This window comes from Solwaraspora sp. WMMA2056 (assembly GCF_030345095.1).
Classification (GTDB): domain Bacteria; phylum Actinomycetota; class Actinomycetes; order Mycobacteriales; family Micromonosporaceae; genus Micromonospora_E.
On the sequence record NZ_CP128360.1, the window covers coordinates 2,614,695 to 2,636,843 of the forward strand.

Consider the following 22,149-nt stretch of genomic DNA (forward strand, 5'->3'; position numbering starts at 1 on the left):
GCGGTCGGCCCGCGTGCAGAGGCTGATGGAAACCAGAGCGTAACGGCGTTCCGGTCCGGCGGCTAGACCGGGATTGGCCGTACCGGATCGTGCCGTCCCGGTAGCATATGGTGTCGTTGCCATCGCGTATCCGATACGACGGCGTGGTGGAGCCCCGCGCCGCGCGGCGCCCCTCGGGCGCGCGATCGCCGATGCGACACGTCCTTGGCGGAGGACAGCGCACGACGCGGAGGAGGCGGACATGGAGCTGGATCGGGCGACGGCGTTCCTGCGGACGAACCACCGGGCTGTCATGATCACCCGGCACGCCGACGGTCGGTGGCAGACCAGTCCGGTGCTGGTCGCCGTCGACGACGACGGCCGGGTCCTGGTCAGCACCAGGGAGGGCGCGGCAAAGGTACGCAACCTGCGTCGCGATCCGCAGGTGACCTTCTGTGTGACCACCGACCGGTTCTTCGGCGACTGGGTGCAGATCGACGGGACCGCCGAGGTGGTGGCGCTGCCGGACGCCCTCGACGTGCTGATCCACTACTACCGGCGGATCTCGGGTGAGCACCCGGACTGGGACGACTACCGGGCCGCGATGCGGCGGGACAGGCGGGTCGCGGTGCGGGTGACGATCAGCCACGCCGGGCCCGACACGCACGGCTGACCCCGCCCGTAGCAGATCCACTGTGCCGCGCGCAGGTTGTCCACAACCATCTGCGTTGTCCACAGCCGAGGTGCCTGCCGCTGGCCGCACTCCCGGTGCGGGGCGAGGCTGGGTGTCGAGTCGACTCGGGACCCAGCCCACGAACCCCCTACGGAGATGCGATGTTCGATACGTACGTGACGGTCGTCGGTAACGTGCTGACCACGCCGGAGTGGCGCCGGACCACCCAGACCAACACCCTGGTCGCCAACTTCAAGGTCGCCTCGACCGCCCGCCGCCTCGACCGGGAGAACAACCGGTGGGTCGACGGCAACAGCCTGCGGGTGCGGGTGAACTGCTGGCGCAAGCTCGCCGAAGGGGTCGCCTCCTCGGTGATGCTCGGCGACCCGGTCGTGGTCGTCGGCCGGCTCTACACCCGCGACTGGGTCGACGGCGACGGCAAGCCCCGCCTGCAGTACGAGATGGAGGCCGTCGCCGTCGGCCACGACCTGGCCCGGGGCCGGGGCCGGTTCACCCGTAACCGGCCGACCCTGGCGACCAGCGAGGTCGCCGGCGACGACCCGGAGCGGCGGGTGCAGGGCGAGGCCACCACGCAGGTACGGCCGGGCGAGGCACCGCCGACGCACAACGAGTTGTTCGACGGCGACGACGACCCGATGTTCCTGGAGCCGTCCGTCCCGTCCCCGGTGGAGGGCGAGCCGAACCGCCCCGGGCGGCCGATCACGCTGGCCGTGGACGTGCTCGCCGCACAGGCGGCCGACGCACTCGCCGCACAGTCAGCCGATGTACTCGGCGGTCTGACGCCGTCGGACGACCCGCTCGACGAGGAGCCGCCCGACGAGGCCGACGAGCCGACATCCGGCGCGTCAGGTCCCACGTCCGGCGCATTCGATGCGGTGCCGTCGGACGCGACGTCGTCGGGTGCGTCCGACGACCGCCCTGCCGCTGACCACCCGTCCGCCGACCAGCCGGCAGGTGATCCGCTCCCGGTCACGGACCGGCCGGTCACCGACCGGCCCGAGCCGGCCGGCCGGCAACGGCGGTCCCGCGCCCGCACGCCTGTGCCGGTCTGACCGTCGGAGGTCTGACCGTCGGGTCGCGGTGGTACGGCGTCGGGTGGCCGTACCACCGCGACCGGGCGGGCGGACCGGGCCGACGTAAGCTGCCGTGGTGGCACACCACGCAGGCAGGATCCGGAGTGCGGCGGCAGCCGCCACGGCTGGCGGGCTGCTCGCCGGGTACGCCCTCGACGCGGTCCTCGGCGATCCACGCCGGTGGCATCCGGTCGCCGGGTACGGCCGGTTCGCCGGCGCGCTGGAGCGGCGGATGTACCGGCCGACCCGTGGTGCCGGTGTCGCCTTCGCGGCGGTGGCGGTCGGCGCGCCGGTGCTCGCCGCTGCGGCCGCTGCGGCGGCGACCCGGCGGCACCCGCTTGCCCGAGCAGCGCTCGTCGCCGGCACGACCTGGGCGGTGCTTGGTGGGCGCACACTGCGTACCGAGGCTCGGGTGATGGCGCGGGCGCTGCGCGACGACGACGTGCCGGCGGCCCGCGCCCGGCTCAACCACCTGTGCGGGCGGGATCCGGCCGCGCTCGACGCACCGGAGCTGGCCCGGGCGACGGTCGAATCGGTCGCCGAGAACACCTCGGACGCGGTGGTCGCCCCACTGTTCTGGGGTGCCGTCGCCGGTCTTCCCGGCCTGGTCGGCTACCGGGCGGTGAACACGCTCGACGCGATGGTCGGGCACCGCTCACCGCGCTACGCGCGCTTCGGCACCGCCTCGGCACGCCTCGACGACCTGCTGAACTACGTGCCGGCACGGCTGACCGGCCTGGCCGCCGTGTGGTGGGCGCCGGCGGTCAAGGGCGACCGGGCGGCGGCGTTGCGGGTGTGGCGGCGGGACCGGGCCGACCACCCGAGCCCGAACGCGGGCCAGTGCGAGGCGGCGTTCGCCGGTGCGCTCGGGGTCCGGCTCGGTGGACGCAACATCTACTTCGGGCGCTCTGAAGTCCGTCCGTACCTTGGCGACGGTCCAAGGCCGTCACCGCGTCGAATAAAGCGGGCCGCGACCCTGTCCCGGCTGATCAGCCACACCGCAGCCGCCACCCTCCCCGCCCTCGCTGCTCTCCCGGCTCTCCGCGCCCTCCCGGCTCTCCCGACGATCTTGCAGTTATCGAGAGCTTTCGTCCGGATTGTCCGTCGATAAGTGCAAGATCGTCGAGTCCTGACGGGTGGCGGTGGCGGTGGTGGGCTGCTGGTGGCCGGGACCACCTCTGACGCCGGCAAGAGCGTCCTGACCGCCGGAATCTGCCGCTGGCTGAAACGCCGAGGGGTGCGGGCCGCCCCGTTCAAGGCGCAGAACATGTCCAACAACTCGGCGGTCGTTGTTGGGGCCGACGGTCGGGGCGGCGAGATCGGTCGGGCGCAGGCGATGCAGGCCGCCGCCTGTGGGCTGGAGCCGCAGGTACGGTTCAACCCGGTGCTGCTCAAGCCGGGTAGCGACCGGTCCTCTCAGGTGGTGCTGCTCGGCGAAGCCGTCGACACCGTCACCGCGACCAACTACCGCACCATGCGGTCCCGCCTCGCCGGCACGGTCCACGCCACGTTGGCCGAGTTGCGCGCCGAGTACGACGTGGTGGTCTGCGAAGGGGCCGGCAGCCCCACCGAGATCAACCTGCGGGCCGGTGACTTCGTCAACCTCGGGCTGGCCCGGCACGCAAATCTTCCGGCGATCGTCGTCGGCGACATCGACCGGGGCGGCGTGTTCGCCGCGATGTTCGGCACCGTCGCGCTGCTCAGCGCCGAGGACCAGGCGCACATCGCCGGATTCGTGATCAACAAGTTCCGGGGCGACCTGGGACTGCTGCGACCCGGTATCGACATGCTGCACCAGGTCGCCGGGCGGCCGACGTACGGGGTGCTGCCCTGGCGGCCGGACCTCTGGCTCGACGGTGAGGACTCCCTCGCGTACGGCCGGACCATCGGTCGGCCCACGGCGCCGCGCAGCCGCGACACGCTGCGGATCGCGGCGGTCCGGCTGCCCCGCATCTCCAACGCCACCGACCTGGAGGCGTTCGCCGCCGAGCCGGGGGTGCAGGTCCGGCTCACCGTCGACCCGGCCGACGTGGCCGCCGCCGACCTGGTCGTGCTGCCCGGCACCAAGTCGACGGTGGACGATCTCGCCTGGCTGCGGCGTACCGGGTTGGCCGAGGCGGTGATCGCGCACGCCGCCGCCGGCCGCCCGCTGCTGGGCATCTGCGGCGGTTTCCAGATGCTCGGCCGGGTCGTCCACGACGAGGTGGAGAGCCGTCGGGGCAGCGTCGAAGGGCTCGGACTGCTGCCCGTCGAGATCACCTTCGCCGCTCGCAAGACCGTAACCCGCAGCGCCGGCCGCGCCTACGGCGACGTGCCGGTACGCGGGTACGAGATCCACCATGGGTACGTCTCCCGCATCGCCAGGTCGACCGCGCCGCTGATCACCGACACTGGCAGCGGCGGCGGCACCGGCAGCGGCAGTGACACCAGCAGTGACACCAGCAGCGGCAGCGGCACGTCAGACGGTACGGAGGGCGTGCGGGTCGGGTCGATCTGCGGTACCCATTGGCACGGCGCGTTCGAGTCCGACGAGTTCCGCCGCCGCTACCTCGACGAAGTGGCCCGGCAGGCCGGCCGGCACGGGTTCGTCGTCGCGCCGGACACCGACTTCGCGGCGTTGCGCCAACGCGGGTTGGATCTGCTCGGCGACCTGGTCGAGGAGCATCTCGACACCGACGCGTTGTGGCGACTGATCGAAGGCGGGCCGCCGCCCGGGCTACCGTTCATCCCACCGGGAGCGCCCAAGGCGCCCTGACCACACACACCGGGGAGGTCGACTGGCGGTGCGCGGCGCACAGCAGACGGGGGCGATGCCGATCAGCGGGCCGGGGAGCCTGGCGACCTTCGCCGGGCTGGCCCGGCAGGTGTACGCCGGCCCGGCCCGGCTCGGTCGGGTCCGACTCGTCGCCGTGGACGGCCCGAGCGGCGCGGGCAAGTCGACCTTCGCCGAGCGCCTGGCCGCCGCCTGCGCGGCGGCCGTACCGACGCCTCCTGCGGTCGCGGTCGTGCACACCGATGATCTGCTCGACGGCTGGCACGACCAGTTCACCTTCTGGCCACGGCTTCACGAGTGGGTGCTCGGTCCGCTGGGCGCGGGTCGGCCGGCCCGCTACCGACGGTACGACTGGGTCGCCGGGCGGTTCCGCGACGAGTGGACCGTCGTCGACCCGCCCGACGTACTGGTGATCGAGGGGGTGAGCGCGGCCCGCGCGGCGATCCGGCCGGCCGCGACGCTGTCGGTCTTCGTCACCGCCGCCGCGCCGGTGCGGCTGGCCCGGTCGCTGGCCCGCGACGGGGCGGCGATGCAGCCGGCCCTTGACCGGTGGCGGCGGGCCGAGGAACGATTCTTCACCACCGACGGTACGGCGGCCGCGGTCGATCTGGTCGTCGACACGTCGGCGGCGGGACCTGCGGATCCGTCGACGTACCGGCGGGTCGGCGGGCGGGCGGACGTAGACGCCGGTGGTGCCGGTGGGGCACCATCGGCGAGGTAGGCCAGTCCAGCCGACCCCGGGGGGCACCCGAGATGACCGCAGACGACGACGGCGCCACGCCGACGACCGGCGGCGGTACGCCGGACGCCACCACCGGCGGCGGCTCGCCCGACGCCACCACCCCGACCCGGCGGCGGGTCGTGCTGACCGGGATCAGTTCCCGGGCCTGGGAGCACCCGGCCGACCGGGGCGCGCTGACCGCGTTGCGGGAGCTGCGCGGCTTCGACGACGTCGTGAAGACGTTCTTCGGGATGTGGAACGAGCGCGCCTTCCGCTTGACCTATCTCGCGTCGTCGATCCGGGTGGATCACCGCCAGTATCCCCGGGTGCACCGGATCTTCGTCGAGGCGGCGACCACGCTCGACGTACCGGAGCTGCCGGAGCTGTTCGTGACCCAGTCCCCGGTGCTCGGCGCTGCCGCGATCGGGTTGGACAAGCCGTTCATCGTGGTCAACAGCGCCTGCGTGCAGCAGCTCGACGACGAGGAGCTGCGCACCCTGCTCGGCCACGAGCTGGGCCACGTGCGCAGCGGGCACGCCGTCTATCAGACGATTCTCACCATTCTGACCCGCTGGGCGGCGAACCTGAGCTGGCTGCCGGTCGGGGCGATCGCGCTGCGGGCGATCATCGCGGCGATGCTCGAATGGTGGCGCAAGGCGGAGCTGTCCGGTGACCGGGCCGGTCTGCTCGCCGCCCAGGATCCGGCGGCGTCGCTGCGGCTGCTGATGAAGCTGGCCGGCGGTGGCGACCTGAGCCAGATCGACACGGCCGCCTTCCTGGAGCAGGCCGCCGAGTACGAAGGCGGCGGCGACCTGCGCGACAGCGTGCACAAGCTGCGGATGACGGCGTGGAGCACCCATCCGGTGCCGGTGGCGCGGGCGGCCGCGCTGCGGCAGTGGATCGACGCCGGTGGGTACGGGCAGGTGCTGGCGGGTGACTATCCGCGTCGCGGCGACGACGCCACGGCGTCGGTGACCGAGGAGATCAAGGCCGCCGCGCAGGCGTACCGGGAGGAGTTCAGCCGCAGCCAGGATCCGCTCGTCGGGCTGCTGCGCCGGCTCGGTGCCGGTGCCGCCGACATGGGGGAGTGGGCCACCGGCGCGGCCGGCCGGGCCCGGTCCTGGATGGGCGCGGCGAGCAGCACCGGTCGCTCGGGGCCGCGACCCCGCTGATCCGCCGGTCCGGCCCGCGACCCCGCTGATCCGCCGGTCCGGCCCGCGACCCCGCTGATCCGGCGGCGGTTCGGCCGTCGGCGGTCCGGGTGCGGAGATCCGACACCTACGATCGTCGGATGACGACTGCCATCCCTACCGCCGCCGACCTGCGGTCCGCCATCGCCCGTGAGCTGCCCGGGGTCCGTGCCGACCTGGAAGAACTGATCCGGATTCCCGGCATCGCCTTCGACGGGTTCGACCACAGCCAGGTGGAGCGGTCCGCCGCCGCCGTCGCCGAGTTGGCCCGGGGCTGCGGACTGGACGTGCAGGTGGTCCGGGCCGGCGGCCAGCCTGCCGTGATCGGCCGGCGACCCGCGCCGCCCGGTGCCCCGACGGTGCTGCTCTACGCCCACCACGACGTGCAACCGGTCGGCGATCCGGCGCTGTGGACCAGCGATCCGTTCGAGCCGGTGGAGCGCGACGGCCGGCTGTACGGCCGGGGTGCCGCCGACGACAAGGCCGGCGTGATGGCGCACATCGCGGCGCTGCGGGCGTTCGGCGACGCGCTGCCGGTCGGCGTGGTGCTCTTCGTCGAAGGCGAGGAGGAGTACGGCAGCGAATCGCTGTCCCGGCTGCTCGACGCCCACCGGGACGAGTTGGCCGCCGATGTCATCGTGATCGCGGACTCGGCGAACTGGGAGATCGGCGTACCGGCGTTGACCACGTCGTTGCGCGGACTGGTCAGCTGTTTCGTCGAGGTGCGTACGTTGCGCCAGGCGGTACACAGCGGCATGTTCGGTGGTCCGGTGCCGGACGCGCTGACGGTGCTCTGCCGGTTGCTGGCCACCCTGCACGACGACGCGGGTGACGTGGCCGTACCGGGTCTGGTGGGGCGGACCGGTGCCGCCGTCGACCTGCCGCAGCAGCGGCTGCGCGACGAGGCCGGGATGGTTGACGGGGTGCGGTTCACCGGCACCGGGGCGTTGACCGACCGGCTCTGGACCAAGCCGGCGGTGTCGGTGCTCGGCATCGACGCCCCGGCCGCCGACAGCGCGCCGAACGCGCTGGTGCCGACCGCCCGGGCCAAGGTGAGTCTGCGGCTGGCACCCGGTGACGACCCGGCGAGCGCGTACGCGGCGTTGGCCGCGCATCTGCAGGCCAACGCCCCGTGGGGGGCCCAGGTCGAGGTGAACCTGGAAAGTGACGGTGGCGCCTGCGTCATCGACGCGACCGGTCCGTACTTCGACGCGGCGCGGGCGGCGTTCGCGGCGGCCTGGGACGGTGTGGCTCCGGTGGAGATCGGCGTCGGCGGGTCGATCCCCTTCATCGCCACCTTCCAGGAGATGTTCCCGGCGGCGGCGATCCTGGTGACCGGGGTGGAGGACCCGCACGCGGGTGCGCACGGGCCGGACGAGAGTCTGCACCTGGGCGAGTTCGAACGGGTCTGTCTGGCGGAGGCGTTCCTGCTCGCGGCGGTGGCGGATCCGGCGATTCAGCTGCCTGCGGGTGCGCCGGTACGCTAGAATTTCGAACATGCGTACGAATGAGGTGATCGCGCGGCTGGACGCCGCGGTCAGTGCTCTGCGGGACGTCGACGTCTCCGCGTGGCCCGAGGAGTCGCTGCGTGCCCAGCTCGGCGAGCTCTCGGTCGCGCTCTGCGCCATCGATTCCGCGTTGGCCCGGGTGGCCGACGAGGTGCGTGCCCGTGGCCTGCGGGTCGAGGAGCCGCCGGCGGCGACGCCGTCGCGTCGTGGCGAGCCGGAGCTGATCACGGCCTAGTCGTCGGACAACGCCCCTACTCGTCGCAGGTGGCTGCCAGGATGAGGCGGTGCGGTTCATCGACCTGGCAGCCACCTCGGCCGCGGTGCGCGCCACCTCCGGCCGGCGTGCCAAGGTGGAGTTGCTCGCCGCCGCGTTGCGGGCGTTGACCGCCGATGAGTTGACCGCGGGTGCGGCCTGGCTCGCCGGCGAGCTGCGGCAGCGCCAGACCGGTGTCGGGTACGCCGGTCTGCGTGACCTGCCGCCGCCGGCGTCCGAGGCGTCGATGTCGGTCGCCGACGTCGACGCCTCGGTCACGGCGATCGCCGCCGTGACCGGTGCCGGCGCGCAGGCCCGCCGCCGCGATCTGCTGGGCGCGTTGTTCGCCGCCGCCACCGCCGACGAGCAGCGGATGCTCGTCGGGCTGTTCACCGGCGAACTACGCCAGGGTGCCCAGACCGGGCTGCTGATCGACGCGGTGGCCCGCGCCGCCGAGGTCCCGCTCCCGTTGGTACGCCGCGCGCTGCTGCTCGCCGGTGATCCGCCCACGGTGGCGGCCGCCGCGCTCACCGGCGGTGCGCCGGCACTGGCCGCCCTCACCCTGACCGTGGGGCGTCCGCTGGCGCCGATGCTGGCCCGCAGCGCCGCGTCGGTCGACGACGCGGTGGCGGCCACCGGTGTGCCGGCGGTCGTGGAGACCAAGCTCGACGGGATCCGGATCCAGGTGCACCGCAGCGGCGGTGACGTCGCGGTCTTCACCCGCAGCCTGGACGACATCACCGCCCGGGTGCCGGCGGTGGTCGCCGCTGCGCAGGCGTTGCCGGTCCGCGAGATCGTGCTCGACGGGGAGGCGTTGGCACTGGACGCCGCCGGACGACCCCGGCCGTTCCAGGAGACGTCCCAGTTGGCCGCGACCCGTCCGGTGGGAGGCCCCGGCGCCGCCAGCCCCAGCACCGCCGGCAAGACCAGCGTCGGCAGCGGCACGACCAGTGCCGGCAGCGGGCGGCTGACACCGTACTTCTTCGATCTGCTGCACCTCGACGGCGCGGACCTGCTCGACGAGCCTGGCGACGTGCGGTGGCCGGCGTTGGCAGCGGCGGTCCCGGCCGGCCTGTTGGTACCGAGGTGGCGTGTCGACGACGTCGGGCAGGCGGCCGCCGCGTTCGCCGCCGCGCTGGACGCCGGCCACGAGGGCGTGGTGGTCAAGTCGCCGCAGGCGCCGTACGACGCGGGCCGCCGTGGTGCCGCCTGGGTCAAGGTCAAGCCACGGCACGTGCTCGACCTGGTGGTGCTGGCGGTGGAGCGGGGCAGCGGGCGGCGTACCGGCTGGCTGTCCAACCTGCACCTGGGCGCCCGGGATCCGGCCGGCGGCGGGTTCGTGATGCTCGGCAAGACGTTCAAGGGGTTGACCGACGAGACGCTGCGCTGGCAGACGCGGCGGTTCACCCAACTGGCGGTCGAGGAGGGCGACTGGGTCGTGCGGGTCCGCCCGGAGCAGGTCGTCGAGATCGCCTTCGACGGGGTGCAGGCGAGCCGGCGGTACCCGGGCGGGTTGGCGTTGCGCTTCGCCCGGGTGCTGCGCTACCGCGACGACAAGTCGGCCGCCGACGCGGACACCATCGACACGGTTCGTGCCATCCACGCCGGCCGCCGCACCTACTGACGTCGGCCGGCGCGCCCCGGTGTCGTCGGTCGGTGCCGTTACGGCGGGCCGACCGACGACACCTCGTACCGCCAGACCTGCGCGTCGCGGATCTGGGCGGTCTGCTCCGACGACGACCCGGTGCCCCGGAATTCGAGCAGTTCGGCCTCGGACTCCCAGCGTTCGTGGACGTTGATCCGGCCGGGGTCGACGAGGTCGGCGCCGAGGGTGAAGTCGAGGCAGCCGGGTGCCGACCGGGCGGCCCGGATCACCTCCTGGCAGCCGGCCAGGTAGGCGTCGCGGTCGGCGGGATCGACGTGCAGCGCGCCGGCAATGATGATCATATGCGTCAGCCCAGCGGGTTGTGGTCGGCCGGCACGATCTCGGTGGCCGGTGGCGGGGGTGGCGGGGTGCCGTCGCCGAACGGCCGGCCGCCGAGCTGGTCGCGCCCGTGCGGGCTCAGCCAGTTGTCCAGCTCCGGTCCGAGCGGGACGACTCCGGTCGGGTTGATGTCCCGGTGCACCTCGTAGTAGTGCCGTTTGATGTGGTCGAAGTCGATGGTGTCGCCGAACCCGGGGGTCTGGAACAGGTCCCGCGCGTACGCCCACAGCACCGGCATCTCGGTCAACTTCTGCCGGTTGCACTTGAAATGTCCGTGGTAGACCGGGTCGAACCGGACCAGGGTGGTGAACAGCCGTACGTCGGCCTCGGTGATGGTGTCCCCGACCAGGTAGCGCTGGGTCTGCAGCCGGGTGGAGAGCCAGTCGAGGCGGTCGAACAGCCGCTGGTAGGCCTTGGCGTACGCCTCCTGGCTGCCGGCGAAGCCGCACCGGTACACCCCGTTGTTGACGTCGGCGAACACGACCGCGTTGACCTCGTCGATCTCGGCCCGCAGCGGCTCGGGGTAGAGCTGCGGCGCCCCGGGCCGGTGGTACGCGGTCCACTCGGTCGACATGTCCAGGGTGATCTGGGCGTAGTCGTTGGTCACCACCTGGCCGGTGGCCACGTCGACGATCGCCGGTACGGTGATTCCCCGGTCGTAGTCGGGGAACCGGGCGAAGAACGCCTCCTGTAGCCGCTCGATGCCGAGCACCGGGTCACGGCCGTCCGGGTCGAGGTCGAAGGTCCAGCTCCGCTTGTCGTGGGTGGGTCCGGCGACGCCCATGGACAGCGCCTGTTCCAGGCCCAGCAGTCGGCGGACGATGATGGTCCGGTTCGCCCAGGGACAGGCCCGGCTGACCACGAGCCGGTACCGGTCCGGTGCCACCGGGTAGCCGTCGCGCCCGTCTGCGGTGATCCGGGTCGCGATGTAGCGCTGGTCGCGGGTGAACTCGCCGCCGGGGTTGACGTAGGTGCCGTCTGCCGCTTTCGCCATATCAGCACCGTACCCACTCGACGGCTGTCGCATCCCGCTACCCGTACCGGACCGACGCGTTGCCCGGGTCGTGGCGCCTGCCCTGGCTCACTGGGCTGCGGTATCGGTCATGCCGGTAGCTTCGACGGCGCTCCGGCGGCGGGCCGTCGGCTGCTCAGCCAGTAATCGCTTCGCGACGTGCGGACGGCCCGGCACCGTGTCACCCTCCGGTGGGCAACGTGACACCGGAGGGGTGCGGCACCCGGTGCGCGGTCGCAGGCGGCCCGCCGGGACCGTGCGGCAGCGCCGGTGGCATATGCTCGCCGACCAACTGAATCATCCGGAGGTAGGGCATGGCTTCGCTCGACGCGGCGCTCAAGGACGCGATGACCATCGAGGGCGCGATCGGTGCCGCGGTGGTGGACTATTCCAGCGGGATGACCCTGGGTACCGCCGGTGGGTCGGCTGAGCTGGATCTTTCGGTCGCGGCGGCCGGCAACACCGACGTGGTCCGGGCCAAGCTGCGTACGCTGGAGATGCTGAAGATCGACGATGGGATCGAGGACATCCTGATCACCCTCGACACCCAGTACCACCTGATCCGGCCGGTCTCCTCCCGCTCCGGTCAGGGGCTGTTCATCTATCTGGCGCTGAGCCGCTCGCGGTCGAACCTGGCGTTGGCCCGCCACCAGCTGCGGCAGATCGAAGCCGGCCTGGAGCTCTGAGTCGGGCCACGGCTGTGTCGGGGCGTGGTGGGCGACGGGGCGTTGCGGGTGAACGGAGATCACTGATGTCGGCAACCAACGGCAGCGGACCGGCGGCGCCGGATCCCGCGTACGCGGAACTGGCCGCCCTCAAGCATGCGGTCACCGGGGTGATCGGGTCGGTGGTCGCGGGGGTCGACGGGCTGTTGCTGCTGCACGACCTGACCGACGGCACCCAGCCGCACGACCTGGCCGCGCTGGCGGCGGCGACCTTCGGGCTCGGCCGCCAGACCGGGCTCGCGCTGCGCCAGGGGCCGTTCCGTGAGTCGACGGTGCGTAGCCACCGCGGCTACTTCTCCGTGTACGCGATCAACGACAAGGCGTTGCTCGCGGTTCTGGGCGCCGACGGGTTGAACGTGGCCCGGCTGCACATCGAGGCGCGGGCGGTGACCGGGCGGCTGGTGACGATGCTGGACGTGCACGTGGCGAATCAGCTCCGCCTCTGAGGGCAGTTCGTCAACCGAGGGTTGACGAGTCATCATGCGTCAACCTATGGTTGACGCATGACGGAATCCGATGCTTCCACGACGCCCCGACTCCAGTTCGACCAGCCGGTCCGACTCGACGAACTGATCGCCGGCATCAGCCGGGCCGACGACGACCGCCTCGCGCAGCTCAGCAACGCGGTCGTCGTCGGCGACCACCTCGGCGAACTCGCCGACCATCTGATCGGCCACTTCGTCGACCAGGCCCGCCGCTCAGGCGCGTCCTGGACCGAGATCGGCCGGGCCATCGGCGTCACCAAGCAGGCCGCCCAGAAGCGGTTCGTGCCGAAGTCGCCGAACGAGCCGAACGACCTCGATCCGCAGCAGGGCTTCAACCGGTTCACCCCCGAGGCGCGCGACGTGATCGTCGCCGCCCAGAACGAGGCCCGCGCGGCCGGCAACGACGAGATCTGCACCCCGCACCTGGCGCTCGCCCTGCTCGCCGCGCCCGGCACGCTCGCCGCCCGGGCGCTCGCCGCGCAGGTCACCGACCTCGACCAGGTACGTCGGCAGGCAACCGCCGCCCTGCCGCCGCCCGTCGATCAGGTGCCCGAGCTGGTCCCCTTCGATGCCCACGTCCGCAAGGTGCTGGAGCTGACCTTCCGGGAGGCGCTGCGGCTGGACGACCGGGTCGTCGGCACCGCCCACGTGCTGCTGGCACTGCTGGAGTTCACCGCCGGCACCGGGCCACTGGCCGATCTCGGCATCACCAAGGCCGCCGTCGAGACGTACCTGCGCGACGTCCCGTCGCGCGACGACACGGCCTGACCAGCCGGGGCGACACAGCCGGACCAGCCGGGCCGGCGCGGTCTCGGACCAGCCGTGGGGCCGGGCGGCGCCCGGCTGGTCATTCCTGCCCATCGGGCGGTCGCTGCCGAGGAGCGAGGGTACGGGTGTCGCGCAGCTCGAGGTAGGGCTCGCGGTCCCCGGGATGCCCGGCGGCGATCGCCCGACCGCGTTCCAGTTCGGCGTCGACCTCACCGCCGAGCAGGATCGCGATGTTGGTCAGCCACAGCCAGACCAGGAAGACCACGACTCCGGCGATGGTGCCGTACGTCTCGTTGTAGGACGCGAAGTTGGCGACGTAGAACGCGAACGCGGCGGAGACCAGCAGCCAGAGCAGCACCGCCAGGACGCTGCCCGGACTGATCCAGCGGAACCCGCCGTGCCGGGCGTTCGGCGTCGCCCAGTACAGGATCGAGAACATCAGACTGACCAGCACCACCAGGACCGGCCACTTGACGATGTCCCAGGCGGTGACCGCCGCCGGCCCGACGCCGAGCAGCTCGCCCGCCTGCGCGGCGAGTTCCCCGGTGAACACCACGATCAGCGCGCTGGCGATCAGCATCAGCCCGATGACGGCGGTGACGCCGAGCCGGATCGGCAGGGTCTTCCAGATCGGCCGGCCCTCCGGCACGTCGTAGACGGCGTTGGCGGCCCGCATGAACGCGCCGATGTAACCCGAGGCCGACCAGAAGGCGGCGAGCAGACCGACGATCGCGACGACCCCGGCCGTACCGCCGTTGTCCCGGACCTGGTCGATCGCCTGGTCGAGGAACCCGCTGATCTCGCCCGGCGTGACGTCGCCGATCACCCCCTGGACGTCGTCGGTGGCACCGTCGCCCAGCAGCCCGAGGGCCGCGACCAGGACCAGCAGCCCGGGGAAGATCGACAGCACGCCGTAGTAGGTCAGCCCGGCCGCCAGGTCGGGGATCGCGTCGGCGGTGAACTCACGGACCGTCCGCCGCGCCACCGCCCGCCACGACGAACCGGACAGATCGGTGGGGCTCTCCGGTCCCTCGTCCGGCCCCACCGGCGGACGGTCCGCCCGGACCGCGGTCTCCTCCTCGGCAGGCACCGTCGGTTCCGGCCGCGGCGGGCCGTCCGGGCGCTCGGGTGATCCCGCCGTACGCGCAACTGACATCGCCATGACCTCCGGTTTCGTCCTGCCGGAGGTCATGCCCAGCCGCAGTGCCGGTCAACCGTGTCGGACGCTGTCGGAGCTGCTGACCCGCGCCCGAGCCGTCAGGTCTGGACCGGACGGGTGGTGGCCGCGGCGGCGGCGTACACCGTCATCCCGAGCACCCCGGTGTCCAGTTGGCCGTCCCGGCTGACGGTGAACCGCCACCGGTCCTGGCGGCTCTGCCCGAGGACCACCACCACCCAGGGGGCGTGTGGTTGGGCGACCAGGTCCTGCACCCAGGTGGCCTCCTGGCCGGACGGGGCCGAGGCGAGGAAGAGCACCCCGACGGTCTTCGGCGCCTGCGTCAGCGCGGCATCGACCTCGACCAGCGCTTCGCGGGGGGTGCCCACCGACAGGATCCGGCCGTTCGTCGCCGCCTCACGGACCCCGCCGATCACCACCTGGACCCCGTCCGCCCACGGACTCGCCGAGAGCTCGGCGGCCCAGGCCAGCACCAGTGCCCGGGCGGCGGCCCGGTCACCGCCGACGCTCACCAGGCCGCCGGCCTCCCCGAGGTTCACCAGCTCCCGTCGCCCGTCACAGGTGCCGAGGGTGACCAGCCGGGGGCAGGGCGGGGGGATTCCCGGCAGGAGTGGAAGCTCCTGCGTCGCCCGCAGGGGCGCGGTCCACACCCGTCCGGACTCTCCCGCCGTCCACGGCACGACCGGGTGCGGGTCGGCGACCGACAGCCGCAACGTGATCTGTTCGTCGTCGAGCGACACCCCGTACACGTGGGGGACCGCCCGGTTGGTGTGCGCGCAGCCACTCGCCAGCACCCGCAGCGCGCGGTCGACCGTCCAGCCTGCGGCGATGTCCAGGTACCGGGTGTCGGCAGGGGCAGCCGGCCTGCGCTGGCGCAACCGGCCCAGCACCCCACCGGCTGCCGGTCGGGCGTCGTCCCCGCCCGCCGCCGATCCACCGGAGCTGGTCGCGGCCGCACCTGCGGACCTTCCGGCAGCGGCCGGGACCCGGGTACGTCGCCACCACCAGAAGCCGACGCCAGCGGCCAGCAGCAGTACGACGGCCGCGAGTGTGACCGGCAGCACCGGCAGGCCGCCGCTGTCCTCCTGCCGGGCGTCGGTCGTCGGCGCGGTGCTGGCCGACGGCGACCCGACCTGGGGCCCGCCGGCCGGCGGTGCCGCCACCGTCGGCAGCGCACCGAACTCGACCCCCTCGCCCTCGGCGTCCTCGGGCAGTTGCAGGATCCAGTTCGGTGAGATCACCGCCGGATCGGTCAGCCGGTTGCCGTCGGGCTGGAGCCGACCCTCGTTCAGTTCGAAGATCTCCACGGCGCGGTTGCCGTCACCGAGGAATCGCTCCGCGATCGCGAACAGGAACTCCGGCTCTCCGTTGAAGCTGAGCTGGACCCGGTAGTACTTGACCGGCCCGGTCGGCGGTGCCGGCTCACCCGACGGGCCCGGTTCATCCGACGGGGTCTGCTGCGCGAGCGGTGGCGCGGCGACGGTGACCGATGCCGGCCCGGCCGCCACCGCCGGCCCGCCGGTCACGGTCGGTACACCGATCCCCAGGGCGGCAAGCAGCAGACCAACGCCGATCAGCCGGACCACGGCGTCACCTGGCCGTCGCGCACCGTTGCCCGGCCTGCCGGCAGTGCAGTCAGGCAGCCCCGCACCGTGGCCCGGTTCGCGTCGCCGCTCGCGGCGTACTCCGCCGATGGCCGTGGGGTGCGGGGGGAATAGATTCATCGTGAGGTCTTCCCTGTGACTGGTCGTCGGATGCGGGACGCGGCGGGGACGGGCCGCTGCGCTACGGTTGGTCCGCGATCGAACCATTATCGATGCCGGCGCGGACCAGCTGTGGTACACCCCCGACTCCGGTCCCCGCCCGAGTCGGTCATCGGCGGCCGGAGGACCCCCGTGCGCTTGTTCCTGACCATCGTCGACCCGTACGGGGACACGGTCGACGCGGTGCTGACCGCCGACGGCCAGACCCGGGTGGCCCAGATCGGGCAGGCGGCACAGACCCTGCTGCGTGACGCCCGGGACCGCAGCGGCGGGCCGGCCGGAACACCACCACTCTACGTGGACGGCACGTCGCTGGATCCGAATGCGACGTTGGTCGAGTCCGGCCTGCGCGACGGTGCCGTGGTCAGCCTGGACACGCCGGCCGGCAGCCCACCGGCGGAGCGCGCCGGCCTGCTGGAGATCAGGATGGTCGCCGGCCCGGGAGTCGGCGGCTTCTTCCGCATCGGGGTCGGCGGTGGGGAACTCGGCAGCGACCCCGGCTGCTGGGTCACCGTACCGGACCGGAACCTGGCTCCGGTCGCGGCGAACCTCGGCGTCGACATTCGCGGCCGGTGCTGGCTGGACCCGGCCGGTGACACCCCGTTGCACCTCGACGGGGAGCCGGTCGCCGAGCGGACCGAGTGGCGGCCCGGCCAGCAGCTCGCGGTCGGCGAGTCGTTGCTGGAGCTGGCCGAGTACACCCGCCCTGACGCGGCGCTCGTCCCGTCCGCCGACGGCATCGGGCTGGACTACAACCGTCCGCCGAGGATCCGGCCGCCCCGGCGGCAGACCCGGTTCCGGCTCCCGGCGTTGCCCAAGGAGCCGCCCCGGTCCCCGCTGCCCTGGCTGCTGGCCCTGCTGCCGCTGGTCGCCGCCGTGGTTCTGATGCTGCTCACCGGCAGCCGGACCCTGCTGCTGCTCGCCCTGCTCAGCCCGCTGTCCATCGTCGCGAACCATGTCATGTCCCGCCGGCAGGGCCGCCGGTCGCACGCCGAGCAGCTGCGGGAGTACCGCGAACGGAAGGAGCGGATCGAACGGGACGCGCGGGAGGCCTTCGCCCTGGAGCGGATCGAACGGCGTACCGGCTGCCCCGACCCGGCGCTGATCGCGGTCACCGCCACCGGCCCCCGGCGGCGGCTGTGGGAACGGCGCCGCCGCGACGAGGACCACCTGCTGCTGCGGGTCGGCATCGCCGACCTGCCCGCCGAGGTGGCGCTCGACGATCCGGAACAGGACGAACACCGGCGTACGGTGCACTGGACCGTCGCCGACGCACCGGTCGCGCTTGCGCTGCGCGAACACGGCGTGGTCGGCTACGCCGGCCCGGGGGACACCGCGCGGGCGCTCGGCCGCTGGGCGGTCATCCAGACCGCCGTCCTGCACAGCCCGCTCGACGTGCAGATCACCGTCCTCACCGACCCGCAGGCCGGCCCGAGCTGGGACTGGATCCGCTGGCTGCCGCACGCCCGACCGGCGGGGTCGGGCGGACCAGCCGTCGCCGTCGGCATCGACGCCGACTCGGTGGGCCGACGGGTCGCCGGCCTGCTCGAACTCATCGAGCAGCGGCGCACCGTGCGCAACGAGACCGGTGCCGCCGGGTTCCGGGAGCCCGACATGCTGGTGGTGCTCGACGGTTCCCGCCGGCTACGGTCGCTGCCCGGCGTGGTGCAGCTGCTGCGCACCGGTCCCGAGGTCGGCGTCTACGCCCTCTGCCTCGACGCCGACGAGCGGCTGCTGCCGGCGGAGTGCCAGGCGGTGGCCGTCGTCGAGGCAGAGGGCCTGCGGGTCTCCCGCTCCGGCGCCGACAACCTGGTCGGGGTACGCCCGGAACTGCTCTCCGCTGCCTGGTGCGGCTGGCTGGCCCGTCACCTGGCGCCGGTCCGCGACGTCAGCGACGACGAGGACGACGCGGCGCTGCCCGCCAGCAGCCGGCTGCTGGAGGTGCTCGGTCTGGACCCGCCGGACGCGGGTGCCGTCGCCGCCCGGTGGAGTGTGCGGCCACGTAGCACCGCCGCCGTGGTCGGCGAGTCGTTCGACGGTCCGTTCGAGATCGACCTGCGTCGCGACGGGCCACACGGCCTGATCGCCGGGACGACCGGCGCCGGCAAGTCGGAACTGTTGCAGACCGTCGTCGCCGCCCTCGCCGTGGCGAACCGGCCGGACGCGATGACCTTCGTCCTGGTCGACTACAAGGGCGGAAGCGCCTTCGGTGACTGCGTACGGTTGCCGCACACCGTCGGCATGGTCACCGACCTCGACGAACATCTGGTCCGTCGGGCCCTGGAGTCACTCTCGGCGGAGCTGCGCCGCCGCGAGCACCTGCTGGCCGCCGCCGGCGCGAAGGACATCGAGGACTACACGCGGGCGGCCGACCGGCAACCGGACGCCGCACCGCTGCCGCGCCTGCTGATCGTCATCGACGAGTTCGCCTCGATGGCCCGGGAGTTGCCGGACTTCGTCACCGGCCTGGTCAACATCGCGCAGCGTGGCCGTTCCCTCGGCATCCACCTGCTGCTGGCCACCCAACGGCCCAGCGGGGTGGTCTCCCCGGAGATCCGGGCGAACACCAACCTGCGGATCGCGTTGCGGGTCACCGACGCCGGGGAGAGCCAGGACGTGCTCAACGCCCCCGACGCCGCCCGGATCGCCAAGAGCACCCCCGGCCGGGCGTACGTCCGGCTGGGCCACTCGTCGCTGGTGCCGTTCCAGGCCGCCCGGGTCGGTGGCCGCCGACCCGGTGCGGCCGAGAGCGACGGCCCACCCCCGCCCGAGCTGCGCGTCCTGCGCTGGGGCGACCTGGACCGGCCGATCGAGACGGCACCGACCGCCCGGGCGGAGGGGCAGGACGAGATCACCGATCTGCAGGTCCTGGTCGAGGCGCTGCGGCAGGCGGCCGTCACGGCTGGCGTGCCGCCGCAGCACAGTCCGTGGCTGCCGGCGCTGCCCACCTCGGTCCAGCTGGCCGAGCTAAACCCGCCGCCGGGCACCGCCGGCCGACCGGCACCTGCCCCGTACGGGGTGGAGGACCACCCGGCCCAGCAGCGCCGGCGTACCGCCGTGGTGGAGCTGGCCCACTTCGGACATCTGCTCGCCGCCGGTGCCCCCCGGACCGGTCGATCCCAGCTGCTGCGTACTGTCGCCGGCTCGCTGGCCAGCACCCACAGCTGCGCCGACCTGCACCTGTACGGTCTGGACTGCGGCAACGGGGCGCTGCTGCCGCTGGCGGCGCTGCCGCACTGCGGCGGCGTGGTGGTCCGTACCGAGGTGGAGCGGGCGGTCCGGATGATCCGCCGGATCGCCGAGGAGATCCGCCGCCGGCAGTCGGTGCTGTCCGCTGGCGGGTACGCCGACATCTCCGAGCAGCGGGCCGCCGTACCGGCCGCCGACCGGCTCGCCCACCTGGTGCTGCTGATCGACCGCTGGGAAGGTTTCCTGACCTCCCTGGGGGAGCTGGACGCCGGCACCCTCACCGACGAGATCTTCGGGTTCCTGCGCGAGGGGGCCAGCGTCGGCGTGCACCTGGTGATCACCGGGGACCGGTCCGTGCTGACCGGACGGATCGCCACGTTGACCGAGGAGAAGCTGTCGTTCCGGCTGGCCGACCGGGCCGACCTGGGGCTGATCGGGCTGCATCCGCGCAACCTGCCGGAGGAGATCCCGCCCGGCCGGGCGTTCCGGGCGGAGACCGGGATCGAGACCCAGGTGGCGCTGCTCGCCCCGGACCCCAGCGGTGCGGCGCAGGCGGCGGCGCTGGCCGAGATCGCCCGCAACAGCTCCGAACGGGACGCCGACGTCCCGGCGTCGCTGCGGCCGTTCCGGCTCGGCGAGCTGCCGGGCCAGATCGAGTACGCCCGGGCGGTGACCCTGCCGAGGGCCGGCACCGGCGCCGGTTGGCTGCTCGCCGGCGTCGGCGGGGACCAGTTGACCGCGTACGGACCGGACCTGGCGACCGGCGTACCCGCGTTCGGGATCGGCGGACCGGCCCGGTCCGGGCGTAGCACCATGCTGATGACGATGGCCCGCGCCGCGATCGACGGCGGCCAGCAGGTGATCGTGCTGGCGCCCCGGACCTCACCGGTGCGTGAGCTCGCCGGCACGCCGGGCGTGGTCGCCGTGCTCACTGGCAGCGACGTCAGTGAGCAGGAGTTCACCGGTGCGCTGGCCGGGCTCGGCGGTCGGGGTCTGGTGGTGGTCGACGACGCGGCGACGTTGCGTGACTGCGGTGCCTCCGGGGAACTGCGGGACCTGATCCGCAACGGGGAGAGCCGCCACCTGGGCCTGATCTACGCGGGCGACCCGGAGGACCTCGGCGCCGGGTTCAGCGGCTGGCTGGTGGACGCCCGGCGCAGCCGCCGGGGCGCTCTGCTGTCGCCGCAGAACCGTACCGATGGTGATCTGGTCGGACTGAAGCTGCCCCGGACCGCGGTCGGGCAACCGGTGCGGCCCGGCCGGGCACTGCTGCACCTGGGCGACGGCGAGCCGATCCTGGTCCAGGTGCCGCTGTGACTCCTCGCGTGCCGACGCCGCGCCGACCGGTCGGCGGTCCTGCCTGCCCGCCCTCATCGGGTGGGCAGGCAGGACAGCCGATCCTCGGTCCTACTTGCGCAGCGCCTTGGCCAGCTCCTCGTCGGCCTGCTGGAAGGTGTCGGCGGCGGCGGTCAGGTACTTGCCCATCCCCTCCAACCCTTCGGCCATCTTGGTCGCGCCCTCGTTGAACTCGGTGTACGACTCGTCGAACTGCTTGCTGGAGGAGTCGGTCACGTACCCGCCGTTGACCAGGTTGTTGACCATGCTGCGCAGCTCGACGAGCTTGCTCATGATCTCTTCCTTGCCGCGGGTGAGCCGGTTGGCCGCGTCGCGCATCTCCTGATACGTGACGTTGACGTTCGCCATGTCGGATCCCTTCTGTCTGTCGCCGGTGGCCCACCTCGGGCTCCACCGGTGGCACCTAGGAGACGGCCGGTCGGCCGGTGAACTGGAACGTGCCGGTGACGGCGTCGAAGAGGTCGAACAGTTCGGCCTCCAGCGCCAGCACCGGGGAGGTGCCGGTGATCAGGGCGACCTGTTCGGGGGAGGGGCCCGGCAACGGCACGAAGGTCTGCATGACGATCGACCGGACCCAGCCGGCGCCCTCGGGCGCGGTGATGTCCTCCACCCCCCGGGTCCGGGGGACCCGACCGAGGCCGGGCAGCTGCACCTGCTCCACGTCACGCCAGATGCCGTCACCGCCCCGGCGGGGGATGCCGGTCAGGTGGGCGGCTACCGCGTCGGCGCCGGCCTGCTCGTCGGGCACGGTCACGATCGAGACGGTGACGGTCGCTGTCAGCACCGCCCCGCCGAGGCCCTCCACCATGGTGGCGCAGAACCGGGCCCCGCCGTCGTACGCCGCACGGGCCGCCTCGCGCAGCGCGCGGGACAGCGCGGCGCGGTGCGCGAATAGCTCCGGCACCTCGCGCAGCCGGGCGGTGACCAGGTCGTTGATGGCGTTGTTGCGGACGTCGGGATGCAGCTCCAGCTCGTACCAGTTGGCTGGCACGGTGATCGCGAAGCCGGTCGGGGTGGCCGGCGCGGTGGCCTCGTCGGTGCGGACTCCGGTCATCAGCCCGTGCTCTCCCGTAGCTCGCGCGCCAGGTCGTCGTCGACCCCGCGCAGGTTCTCGACCGCCTGCCGGGTCGCCTTGATCAGACGCTCACAGTTCTTGTCGACCCGGCCCCGGCCGTCGCGCCAGTGTGACTCGAAGTGGGCGAGTGCGCCGTCGACGTCCGGTCCACCCAGCTCGCCTTCGAACTCGCGCATCCAGGAGCGGGCACTGTCCATGCCGGCCCGGATGGTCTCCAGGTTCGTGGCGAACTCGTCCAACCCCTGCAGGTCGACGGTGAGCCGGTCGGCGCTCACACGGGCCTCCGTTCCGACCGTCGGGTGCGTCCCTCCGGGAGCATCTCCACGGGTACGCCCTCCGGGTACGCCCGGAGGATTGACGAGGCCAGGGTACCGCTGTTTCACCGCCGTCGGCCAAGGCCCAGGTGCCGCCGGTCGGCAACGCC

General features: G+C 73.0%; 20 protein-coding genes. 13 read left to right on the plus strand and 7 right to left on the minus strand.

Annotated elements, in window-relative coordinates:
* The first annotated feature begins 241 nt into the window (after positions 1 to 241).
* The 9 genes from O7608_RS12010 (at position 242) to O7608_RS12050 (ending at position 9,815) form a co-directional block, all read left to right on the plus strand.
* Positions 242 to 652 carry a PPOX class F420-dependent oxidoreductase gene (locus O7608_RS12010; RefSeq protein WP_289210030.1) on the plus strand — a complete coding sequence of 137 codons (411 nt, stop codon included), beginning with the start codon at positions 242 to 244 and terminating at the stop codon, positions 650 to 652.
* 161 nt (positions 653 to 813) lie between these two features.
* Positions 814 to 1,725, plus strand: a complete 912-nt coding sequence (locus tag O7608_RS12015) for a single-stranded DNA-binding protein (protein ID WP_289210031.1) — start codon at positions 814 to 816, stop codon at positions 1,723 to 1,725.
* A 118-nt stretch (positions 1,726 to 1,843) separates the two neighbouring features.
* Positions 1,844 to 2,857 carry a cobalamin biosynthesis protein gene (locus O7608_RS12020; RefSeq protein ID WP_289210867.1) on the plus strand — a complete coding sequence of 338 codons (1,014 nt, stop codon included), beginning with the start codon at positions 1,844 to 1,846 and terminating at the stop codon, positions 2,855 to 2,857.
* Positions 2,858 to 2,908: 51 nt separating this feature from the next.
* Entirely contained in the window at positions 2,909 to 4,501 is a 1,593-nt protein-coding gene (locus O7608_RS12025) for a cobyric acid synthase (protein ID WP_289210032.1), read from the plus strand.
* Positions 4,502 to 4,529: 28 nt separating this feature from the next.
* Positions 4,530 to 5,240, plus strand: coding sequence for a uridine kinase family protein (locus O7608_RS12030; RefSeq protein WP_289210033.1), 711 nt, complete (start codon positions 4,530 to 4,532; stop codon positions 5,238 to 5,240).
* A gap of 32 nt (positions 5,241 to 5,272) precedes the next feature.
* On the plus strand, positions 5,273 to 6,412 hold the full coding sequence (locus tag O7608_RS12035; protein ID WP_289210034.1) for a M48 family metallopeptidase: 1,140 nt from the start codon (positions 5,273 to 5,275) through the stop codon (positions 6,410 to 6,412).
* 119 nt (positions 6,413 to 6,531) lie between these two features.
* On the plus strand, positions 6,532 to 7,917 hold the full coding sequence (locus tag O7608_RS12040) for a dipeptidase (protein ID WP_289210035.1): 1,386 nt from the start codon (positions 6,532 to 6,534) through the stop codon (positions 7,915 to 7,917).
* 10 nt (positions 7,918 to 7,927) lie between these two features.
* The gene (locus O7608_RS12045; protein WP_289210036.1) at positions 7,928 to 8,173 is read left to right on the plus strand and encodes a hypothetical protein; all 246 of its coding nucleotides are present in this window, start codon (positions 7,928 to 7,930) and stop codon (positions 8,171 to 8,173) included.
* 49 nt (positions 8,174 to 8,222) lie between these two features.
* Positions 8,223 to 9,815 carry an ATP-dependent DNA ligase gene (locus O7608_RS12050; RefSeq protein WP_289210037.1) on the plus strand — a complete coding sequence of 531 codons (1,593 nt, stop codon included), beginning with the start codon at positions 8,223 to 8,225 and terminating at the stop codon, positions 9,813 to 9,815.
* 38 nt (positions 9,816 to 9,853) lie between these two features.
* Here O7608_RS12050 and O7608_RS12055 read toward each other — a convergent pair whose 3' ends face one another.
* Positions 9,854 to 10,138: a putative quinol monooxygenase gene (locus O7608_RS12055; protein WP_289210038.1), complete on the minus strand. Its 285-nt coding sequence runs from the start codon at positions 10,136 to 10,138 to the stop codon at positions 9,854 to 9,856.
* 5 nt (positions 10,139 to 10,143) lie between these two features.
* The gene (locus O7608_RS12060) at positions 10,144 to 11,202 is read right to left on the minus strand and encodes a glutathione S-transferase family protein (protein ID WP_421359715.1); all 1,059 of its coding nucleotides are present in this window, start codon (positions 11,200 to 11,202) and stop codon (positions 10,144 to 10,146) included.
* Positions 11,203 to 11,501: 299 nt separating this feature from the next.
* Between O7608_RS12060 and O7608_RS12065 the strand changes: the two genes are divergently transcribed.
* The 3 genes from O7608_RS12065 (at position 11,502) to O7608_RS12075 (ending at position 13,165) form a co-directional block, all read left to right on the plus strand.
* A complete protein-coding gene (locus O7608_RS12065; RefSeq protein WP_289210040.1) occupies positions 11,502 to 11,873 on the plus strand; it encodes a hypothetical protein in 372 nt (123 codons plus the stop codon).
* 65 nt (positions 11,874 to 11,938) lie between these two features.
* Complete coding sequence (locus tag O7608_RS12070) at positions 11,939 to 12,358, plus strand: roadblock/LC7 domain-containing protein (RefSeq protein WP_289210041.1); 420 nt, start codon at positions 11,939 to 11,941, stop codon at positions 12,356 to 12,358.
* A 57-nt stretch (positions 12,359 to 12,415) separates the two neighbouring features.
* On the plus strand, positions 12,416 to 13,165 hold the full coding sequence (locus tag O7608_RS12075) for a Clp protease N-terminal domain-containing protein (RefSeq protein ID WP_289210042.1): 750 nt from the start codon (positions 12,416 to 12,418) through the stop codon (positions 13,163 to 13,165).
* 79 nt (positions 13,166 to 13,244) lie between these two features.
* Here O7608_RS12075 and O7608_RS12080 read toward each other — a convergent pair whose 3' ends face one another.
* Entirely contained in the window at positions 13,245 to 14,255 is a 1,011-nt protein-coding gene (locus O7608_RS12080; protein ID WP_289210043.1) for a YihY/virulence factor BrkB family protein, read from the minus strand.
* Between the two features lie 167 nt (positions 14,256 to 14,422).
* The gene (locus tag O7608_RS12085; RefSeq protein WP_289210044.1) at positions 14,423 to 15,928 is read right to left on the minus strand and encodes a LysM peptidoglycan-binding domain-containing protein; all 1,506 of its coding nucleotides are present in this window, start codon (positions 15,926 to 15,928) and stop codon (positions 14,423 to 14,425) included.
* A gap of 309 nt (positions 15,929 to 16,237) precedes the next feature.
* Between O7608_RS12085 and O7608_RS12090 the strand changes: the two genes are divergently transcribed.
* Positions 16,238 to 20,611 (plus strand): type VII secretion EssC family protein, encoded by a 4,374-nt coding sequence (locus O7608_RS12090; RefSeq protein ID WP_289210045.1) that lies wholly within the window; start codon positions 16,238 to 16,240, stop codon positions 20,609 to 20,611.
* Between the two features lie 90 nt (positions 20,612 to 20,701).
* On the opposite strand, the gene O7608_RS12095 is transcribed toward O7608_RS12090, so the two are convergent.
* Genes O7608_RS12095 through O7608_RS12105 form a run of 3 tightly spaced genes read right to left on the minus strand, consistent with a single transcriptional unit; the run spans position 20,702 to position 22,000 of the window.
* Positions 20,702 to 20,998, minus strand: a complete 297-nt coding sequence (locus tag O7608_RS12095; RefSeq protein WP_282228933.1) for a WXG100 family type VII secretion target — start codon at positions 20,996 to 20,998, stop codon at positions 20,702 to 20,704.
* Between the two features lie 55 nt (positions 20,999 to 21,053).
* The gene (locus tag O7608_RS12100) at positions 21,054 to 21,704 is read right to left on the minus strand and encodes a hypothetical protein (RefSeq protein WP_289210046.1); all 651 of its coding nucleotides are present in this window, start codon (positions 21,702 to 21,704) and stop codon (positions 21,054 to 21,056) included.
* A complete protein-coding gene (locus tag O7608_RS12105) occupies positions 21,704 to 22,000 on the minus strand; it encodes a hypothetical protein (RefSeq protein WP_282228931.1) in 297 nt (98 codons plus the stop codon). Before O7608_RS12105 ends, O7608_RS12100 begins: the two co-directional genes overlap by 1 nt.
* Between the last annotated feature and the right edge of the window lie 149 nt (positions 22,001 to 22,149).

What these genes read in the sequence shown, in the direction of transcription:
- O7608_RS12055 (WP_289210038.1), bottom strand. Translation starts at nt 10,138, where the DNA reads ATGATCATCATTGCCGGCGCGCTGCACGTCGATCCCGCCGACCGCGAC.
- O7608_RS12070 (WP_289210041.1), top strand. Translation starts at nt 11,939, where the DNA reads ATGTCGGCAACCAACGGCAGCGGACCGGCGGCGCCGGATCCCGCGTAC.
- O7608_RS12040 (WP_289210035.1), top strand. Translation starts at nt 6,532, where the DNA reads ATGACGACTGCCATCCCTACCGCCGCCGACCTGCGGTCCGCCATCGCC.
- O7608_RS12060 (WP_421359715.1), bottom strand. Translation starts at nt 11,202, where the DNA reads ATGCGACAGCCGTCGAGTGGGTACGGTGCTGATATGGCGAAAGCGGCA.
- O7608_RS12035 (WP_289210034.1), top strand. Translation starts at nt 5,273, where the DNA reads ATGACCGCAGACGACGACGGCGCCACGCCGACGACCGGCGGCGGTACG.
- O7608_RS12045 (WP_289210036.1), top strand. Translation starts at nt 7,928, where the DNA reads ATGCGTACGAATGAGGTGATCGCGCGGCTGGACGCCGCGGTCAGTGCT.
- O7608_RS12015 (WP_289210031.1), top strand. Translation starts at nt 814, where the DNA reads ATGTTCGATACGTACGTGACGGTCGTCGGTAACGTGCTGACCACGCCG.
- O7608_RS12010 (WP_289210030.1), top strand. Translation starts at nt 242, where the DNA reads ATGGAGCTGGATCGGGCGACGGCGTTCCTGCGGACGAACCACCGGGCT.
- O7608_RS12100 (WP_289210046.1), bottom strand. Translation starts at nt 21,704, where the DNA reads ATGACCGGAGTCCGCACCGACGAGGCCACCGCGCCGGCCACCCCGACC.
- O7608_RS12075 (WP_289210042.1), top strand. Translation starts at nt 12,416, where the DNA reads ATGACGGAATCCGATGCTTCCACGACGCCCCGACTCCAGTTCGACCAG.
- O7608_RS12095 (WP_282228933.1), bottom strand. Translation starts at nt 20,998, where the DNA reads ATGGCGAACGTCAACGTCACGTATCAGGAGATGCGCGACGCGGCCAAC.
- O7608_RS12065 (WP_289210040.1), top strand. Translation starts at nt 11,502, where the DNA reads ATGGCTTCGCTCGACGCGGCGCTCAAGGACGCGATGACCATCGAGGGC.